The organism is Actinomadura sp. NPDC049382 (assembly GCF_040677125.1).
GTDB lineage: Bacteria > Actinomycetota > Actinomycetes > Streptosporangiales > Streptosporangiaceae > Spirillospora > Spirillospora geliboluensis.
In genome coordinates this window covers 1-6,182 of record NZ_JBFARO010000227.1, presented here as the reverse complement: position 1 = coordinate 6,182, position 6,182 = coordinate 1, and the positions used below count along the sequence as shown (strand labels likewise).

Annotated in this window: 4 protein-coding genes and 1 pseudogene; 3 read left to right on the top strand and 2 right to left on the bottom strand. The window is 72.2% G+C overall.

The annotated features are described in order from the left end of the window. A pseudogene (locus tag AB0K34_RS45730) lies at positions 1 to 245 on the top strand (hypothetical protein); the annotation flags it as partial. Then, positions 245 to 1,084 carry a phosphatase PAP2 family protein gene (locus AB0K34_RS45725; protein ID WP_364554782.1) on the top strand — a complete coding sequence of 280 codons (840 nt, stop codon included), beginning with the start codon at positions 245 to 247 and terminating at the stop codon, positions 1,082 to 1,084. The pseudogene AB0K34_RS45730 and the gene AB0K34_RS45725, both read left to right, overlap by 1 nt. On the opposite strand, the gene AB0K34_RS45720 is transcribed toward AB0K34_RS45725, so the two are convergent. Both AB0K34_RS45720 and AB0K34_RS45715 read right to left on the bottom strand, forming a co-directional pair. Then, positions 1,062 to 2,102 carry a hypothetical protein gene (locus tag AB0K34_RS45720; RefSeq protein WP_138634105.1) on the bottom strand — a complete coding sequence of 347 codons (1,041 nt, stop codon included), beginning with the start codon at positions 2,100 to 2,102 and terminating at the stop codon, positions 1,062 to 1,064. The two genes, AB0K34_RS45725 and AB0K34_RS45720, sit on opposite strands and share 23 nt — an antisense overlap. 143 nt (positions 2,103 to 2,245) lie before the next feature. Continuing rightward, positions 2,246 to 4,219 (bottom strand): hypothetical protein, encoded by a 1,974-nt coding sequence (locus AB0K34_RS45715; protein ID WP_138634108.1) that lies wholly within the window; start codon positions 4,217 to 4,219, stop codon positions 2,246 to 2,248. Between the two features lie 414 nt (positions 4,220 to 4,633). Between AB0K34_RS45715 and AB0K34_RS45710 the strand changes: the two genes are divergently transcribed. Next, the coding region (locus AB0K34_RS45710) for an AAA family ATPase (RefSeq protein ID WP_364554780.1) at positions 4,634 to 6,182 on the top strand (1,549 nt) is incomplete at its 3' end.

Below are 6,182 nucleotides of genomic sequence, written 5' to 3'. Positions count from 1 at the left end.
CCGTTCCCCCCCCCCCGCGGCGGCCGGCGGTCGCCCCCGCGGGCGGGCCGGCGCCCGCCGCCGGCGGCCCGGGCGCCCCGCCCGCGGCCGGTCCCGGCGCGGCCGCACAGGGACCGCACGTCCCGCCGGCGCAGGGGCCGCAGGTCCCGCCCGCGCCGGGTGCCGCGCCCCCGAACGGCCCGCGGCCCGGCGGCCCGGCGGGAGGCGGTCCCGCGACCGGCGACGACCGCCCGCCGACCGCCTGATGGTCGCTCTCGTCGCCCTGTGCGCGGTGGGGCTGGTCCTGTCGTTCATCATCGGATACGCCTGGGCGAGCCGTCCCCCGGGCGCGCGGGCGGCGCCGGCCGTGCGGCTGCGCGCGGCCCGCGAGCAGCTCGACGGGACGCTCGGCCCGGTCGCCTCCTTCGGCGTCTTCCTCGGCGCCGGCACGTTCGTGGTGACCGTGGTGTGCCTGCCCCTCGGCGAGCTGTTCCAGCGGCTCCTCCGGGCCCACGACGTCCCGATGTTCAACCTCGCGCAGCGCACCGTGCGGTCCGGCGCCTGGACGGACGCGATGAAGGTCCTCACCCAGTCGGGGAACGTGTGGCCGACCCGGTACGCCGGGCTGGCCGGGGCGATCGCCCTCACGATCGTCGCCGTCCGGAAGGGCCGCCGCGCGTGGGTGCCGATGCTGCTGATCGGCTCGGTCATCCTGGTGGAGCGCTTCCAGCAGACCGCGCTCGGCGCGCTCGTCGACCGGGGCCACCCGCCGACGACCCTCGGGACCTACCCGTCGGGCGGGTGCGCCCGGCTGATCTCGATCTACGGCGCGATCGTGCTGATCACGCTGTCGTACCTGCGTGCGGGCCCGCGGGTGCGCGCCACCGCGTGGGGCCTGTTCGCCGCCTTCGCGTTCTGGGAGGGCTACACGCGCTGGTACCTCAGCAAGCATTGGATCACCGACGTGTACGGCGGCTGGATCTACGGCTACCTGCTGCTGGCCGTGGTCGTGTTCGCGGGCCGGTCGCTGCTCGCCGAGCCCGCGGACGGGTCCCCGTCCACGGGCCGCGGGCGAGAGCCGGCTACGGCGGTGTCAGGCGGTTGAACTCCGGCATTTTGGCGATCTGCCGGAATGCCTGCGCGGAGGCACCCGTGGCGTTCCACCTCGTGTCCCCCACGGGCGTCTTCGGCGACTCGAAGTACAGCAGGCCCTTCAGCCGGGGGTACTGCGGAAGCTGGCGCGGCACGGACGCGAAGAAGCGCCGGCTGAAGTCGGGGTCGTTCTTGCGGTTCACGGTGCCCCACTCGGCGAGCATGAGCGGCTTCTTCGGGAAGCGCGCCGACGCCCACGTGTAGAACCCGGGCCAGTTCGGATAGTCCGGACGCCTCTTGTTGACCAGCGTCGCGAAGTCGCTCACCCACTTGTCCGCGTACAGGTCCGCGGCCACCCAGTCGATCACGTCGTCGCCCGGGTAGAGGTCGTTGAACCAGGGCTGCGACCCCCAGTTCGGGACCCCCATGTAGGCCATCACGGTCACCACGTTGTCGGCGCCGCCGGCCCGCAGCCGCTTGATCACGTGCCGGACCATGTCGCGGTAGTCGCGCGCGGTGTACCCCGAGCCGGGCTGCGGCCGGACCTCCTCCTCCGGCTCATGGTGGACGGCGAGGAAGAAGCGCTGCGGATGGACGTCGCGGATGCGGCGGGCGATGTCGTCGATGTGCTCGTCGACCGCCGGGTCCCCGGCGGCGACCTGCGCCCAGGTCCGGCCCATCTCCGGCTTCCAGTTGAGGAACAGCAGCCGGCGGCGGCCGCCCTCGCGGGCCATCGCGATCTGGCGGTCGGTCGGGAAGACCTCCCCGTCCCGGTGGTACATGTGCAGGACGTCGGCGGGCCGGCGGGTCTTGTCCTCGAAGTCGGTGAGGGCCCGTTCCGTCGACTTGCTCGTGAAGACGCCCGGCGCGACGCCCCACCACCGGCCGCACTCCGGGACCAGCTTGGCGGAGACCGCGCAGCCCGGCCCTTCCTCGGAGCCCCCGCCGGCCTGGACGCCGACCACGACGCCCGTGGCCAGAACGACCGCGCCGACCCCCGCACCGAGCGCCCAGCGGCCCCTTCTCGTCATGGCCATCTGAAGAAGACCCCCCCTTGCACGTAAAGGCCAGGCGCCCACCGCACTCGGGCGGGCGCCTGGCCCTCTATCACTGCCGCGCTACAGGTCACACGAGGAATCGGCTGCCTTCGTGCGGTTCCGCGGCGAACGGAGCATCAGCCGACGAAGAGGCCGCGGCCCCGCCAGTCCGCCGTGCTGATCACCGTCGGGCTCCCGCTCGGGGCGCCGCCGGTGAACTTCACCGCGTTCAGCTTGCCGTCACTGGCGACGTAGTAGAGCTTACCGTCGGAGACGAACATCCCCTGGACGTTCGACCAGCCGGAGGACGCCGCGGTGTACTCGATGGCGCCGAGGATCCCGCTCTCCGGCGTGAAGTAGCGGTAGTACAGCGCCGAGCTCCCGGACCGGGTGTAGTACATCCGGCCGTTGTCGAAGAACATCCCGAGCGTGCGGCCGCCCGTCACCGAGCTGTAGAAGTCCGACTGGCGGCCCTTCCACGCCGGCTCGTCGGCGTCCCACTGCGCGTCGGCGTAGGGGTTGACGAACTGCTCCGCGCCGACGGCCGTGCCGTTGAACGTGCGCTTGTACAGCTTGCCGTCGGCCTTGGCGTACCAGAGGACGCCGTCGATCAGCATCGCGCCCCGCACGTCCGACCAGTTCATGCCGCCGGAGACGGACTCGGTGACCTCGGTGCCGACGGTCGTGCCGTCGAGCGTGCGCGAGACGAGCTTGTTGGGCTGCACGACCGACCCGGGCGCCGCGATGTACACCTTGCCCGGAAGCTGCTTGGTGGCGTCCTCGGGCAGCGTCGCGCCGCCCGCGAACGGGAAGAAGCCGATCTTCCCGCGGAACTTGTGCGACGCGGGCGGCAGGAAGTAGTTGGTGTCGCTGCCGACCCACAGGCCCTCGGAGGTCACCAGCAGGGACCACGCGCCGTCACCGCGCGGGTCGCGGCCCGGGTTCCAGGAGAGCGGGACGCCGTTGCGCGGGTCGAGGGCGGCCAGGCCGGGGCGGGTCACCGCGCCGGGGCCGGCGCTGTCGCGGCCGGTGGGGTTGTTGGACCAGCGGGGGTGCCCGCCGGCGAACACGGCCGCGCCGGAGACCGCGACCGAGTCGATCGTGTCGCCGCCCGTCCAGTTCGTCCACGCCGGCTTCACGTTCGAGCCGGTGTCGGCGGTGTCCCAGCGGGTGACGCTGTCGCACAGCTGGGACGTGCCGTACGGGCCGCCCGTCGAGCCGACCACGACGAACTTGCCGTCCGGCGACATCGCCATGTCGCGCACGTAGCTGTCGAAGACGGTGTTGCACGAGGTGGCGAACCCGTCGGTCTTCCAGTTCGCGTCGAGCGCGTCGGAGGAGTCGCCGAGGTTCAGCCGGGCGAACTGCCGCCGCTCCTGGCCGCCGGCCGTACGGAAGTTCCCGAGCGCGTACATCTTCGTGCCGTCGGGGGTGGCGGCGATCCGCCGGACGCGCGTGACTCCGCCGTTGTGCACGCCGGTGAACGGGACCACGCCGAACTTGGTCGACAGCCCGCCCGTGGTCGGGCTGAGGGCCGCGAGGCGGTTGCGCGCCACGCCCGCGACCGTGGTGAACTGCCCGGCGATGTACAGGCGGCCGTGCGCCTGCTCGATGTCGAAGACGGCGCCGCCCTTGATGCCCGGCGTCTTCCAGGTGCCGTCGGCGACCTCCTTGCCGGTGCCCACGTCGAGGCGGGCGAGCTTCGGCCGGGCCTTGCCGTTGACCGTGTTGAACTTGCCGCCGACGAGCACCGACTTGCCGTCGGCGCCCGGCGCGAGCGCGAGGACCTCGTCGTCGAGCTGCACCTTGAAGGCGGTGTCGAGGCGCTTGGTCGTCGCGTTGATCGCGAGCAGGTTCGTCACGGGGTAGGTCGTGTCGCCCTGCTTGACCGACTTGAACTTCCCACCCACGATGATCTTGTTGCCGACCTGGGTCATCGCGTAGACGACACCGGCCCAGCCGCCCTGGTTCGGTTCGATGTTCGGAGTTCCGCCGTAGGGCGTCTCGACGGGCATCTTCCCGGTGGTTAGCGCGGCACTGGCGGCCGGGACCTGGTGGCCCTCGGCGAACTGCGGGGCGGCCACGAGGCCGATCCCAGCCAATGCCGTCACCGCAACCGCTGCATCACGGCGCAGACGCGACACTTGAGCCTCCTCGGCGGGGAATCCTAGGAAGGAATGAAGTATTGACCAATGCGCCCATCGTGTCGCGGGCCGCGCCTCTTGAGGCGAGAGTTACCCGACTGATACTCATGGGGGGAGCCTGCGGTAGCTTAGCGGCGGGCCGTACCCGCCGCCAGACCACATCCGGACGCCGCGGTGCCGCCCGAACGGCCGGCCCCGCCCGCGCACAGGTGGTACTCCGGCGATGCCCGCGTGCGCGCTGTTTGTCTGAACCGTGCGCGCGCTCGCTATATAGTGACCGCGACGCCACGCCCCCCACCACACCCGGCGACTCCGGCGGCCAGCCCCGGCGGACCGGACAGTTCGCGCGGCGGCGGGGGCGGTGACCGCGAAGGGACTGAAGTGTCGTCTAGTCCAGCACCCTCCAAAGAGTTCGTCGACTACACCGGGTTGATACGGCGGCGCTGGGGGATCGTCGTGTGCTGCGCCGCGTTCGTCCTCGCCGGCGTCGCCGCGTACACGTTCACGCTGGCCAAGACCTACACCGCCGAGGCGCAGGTCCTCGTGGCGCCCACCGGGTTCGACGACGCCGCCCCGGCCGCCTCCAAGAGCAAGACCGACGTCAACCTCGACACCGAGGCCCAGGTGGCCAAGTCGCTCGAGGTCGCCAAGGAGGCCAAGCGGCTCCTCAAGTACGAGGACTCCGAGAACCACCTGCTGTCGCACGTCACCGTCTCGGTCCCCCCGAACTCGGGCGTCCTGACGATCGCCTACACCGACGACAACCCGCGGGGCGCGGCGAACGGCGCGAACCTCTTCGCGCAGGCGTACCTCAACCAGCGCACGGCGTCCGCGCAGGCGAACCTCGCCCGCCAGATGGACGTCATCAACAAGAAGATCGAGGAACTGAGCGAGAAGAACAAGGACCTCCTCGACCGGATCCCGCGCTACAGCGGCGCCACCCGCACCTACGCGCGCAGCCAGCAGCAGATCATCAGCCGCCAGATCACCGAGCTCACCGGGCGGCTGGGCTCCCTCAGCACCACCACCATCAACCCGGGCCGCATCATCAGCAACGCCGCCACGCCCTCGCAGCCGAGCGGCCCGAACGTGCCGCTCTTCCTCACCGGCGGCCTCATGGCCGGCCTGCTGGTCGGCCTCGGCGTCGGCGCGGTCCGCGACCGCCTCGACACGCGGCTGCGCAGCGCCGCGGACGTCGAGCGGATGCTCGACATGCCCGTCCTGCTGGAACTCCAGCCCGGCGCCAAGGGCGAACGGCTGGGGCTGTTGCCCGCCCGAAGTCGCAACGGGCAGGAAGTGCACGAGCTGAGCCACCAGCTCAACGCCGTGCTCGGGCACGGCAACCACGTGATCCTGGTGACGAGCGCCACCGACGGGCCCGGCGCGGGCCTGTCCGCCGCGAACCTCGCCGCGGCGCTCGCCCGCACCCAGTCGCGCGTGGTGCTCGTCTGCGCCGACCTGCACTCCCAGGAGTCGGCGCGCCTGACGGAGGCCCCGGGGAGCACCGGGCTCGCCGAGGTGCTGCTCGGCGTGCGCACGCTCCGCGACGCGATGGTCCGCTCCCCCGTCCAGAAGCGGCTGTGGGTCGTCCCGCCCGGCGTCGACACCGAACTCGCCTACGAGCTGCTCCAGACGCGGCAGATGGTCCACGTCATCGACCAGCTGCGCTCCAACACCGACTACGTCGTCATCGACGCGCCGTCCACCAGCAGCAGCGCCGACGCGCAGGCCATCGCCGAGGCCGCCGACACCGCGCTCGTGGTCGTCGAGGTCCCGGGTGCCAAGCGCAAGGACGTCGAGGAGTCGGTGCGCGCGCTCGACCGGATGAGCGTCGCGGTGCTCGGCACCCTCGTCGTCCCGGCCCAGCCGCGCTCCGACAGCGCCCATCCGCAGCGGGCGGCGGGCGCCGCACGCCCGGCGCCCGGCGCCC